We start from the raw sequence: 570 nt of genomic DNA, 5'->3' as shown, positions 1-570 counted from the left end.
ATGACTGGGGTGAAGTCGTAACAAGGTAGCCGTAGGGGAACCTGCGGCTGGATCACCTCCTTAATCGACGACATCAGCTGTTTCATAAGCTCCCACACGAATTGCTTGATTCATTGAAGAAGACGATATCGGTAACAGCTCTTAACTGGGTCTGTAGCTCAGTTGGTTAGAGCGCACCCCTGATAAGGGTGAGGTCGGCAGTTCGAATCTGCCCAGACCCACCAGTTTCTTGTTGGGGCCATAGCTCAGCTGGGAGAGCGCCTGCCTTGCACGCAGGAGGTCAGCGGTTCGATCCCGCTTGGCTCCACCATCCTCTGTACCGCGTCAAAGCTTAGAAATGAATATTCGCATCGAATATTGATTTCTGAACTTTTTCAGAATCGTTCTTTAAAAATTTGGGTATGTGATAGAAAGATAGACTGGACAGCACTTTCACTGGTGTGTGTTCAGGCTAAGGTAAAATTTGTGAGTGACTCTTAAGAGTTTTGCGAATTTTCGGCGAATGTCGTCTTCACAGTATAACCAGATTGCTTGGGGTTATATGGTCAAGTGAAGAAGCGCATACGGTGG

Annotated in this window: 2 tRNA genes and 1 rRNA gene; all 3 read left to right on the top strand. The window is 47.7% G+C overall.

What is annotated here, in order from left to right:
* Positions 1-63 (top strand): 16S ribosomal RNA (locus tag C6382_RS23750); the annotation flags it as partial.
* An 84-nt stretch (positions 64-147) separates the two neighbouring features.
* Positions 148-224, top strand: a tRNA-Ile gene (locus C6382_RS23745).
* Between the two features lie 10 nt (positions 225-234).
* A tRNA-Ala gene (locus C6382_RS23740) sits at positions 235-310 on the top strand.
* Positions 311-570 lie beyond the last annotated feature (260 nt).

It is taken from the genome of Pseudomonas sp. BBP2017, assembly GCF_003024385.1.
Taxonomy (GTDB): domain Bacteria; phylum Pseudomonadota; class Gammaproteobacteria; order Pseudomonadales; family Pseudomonadaceae; genus Aquipseudomonas.
This window is presented reverse-complemented; position numbering and strand designations above follow the sequence as displayed.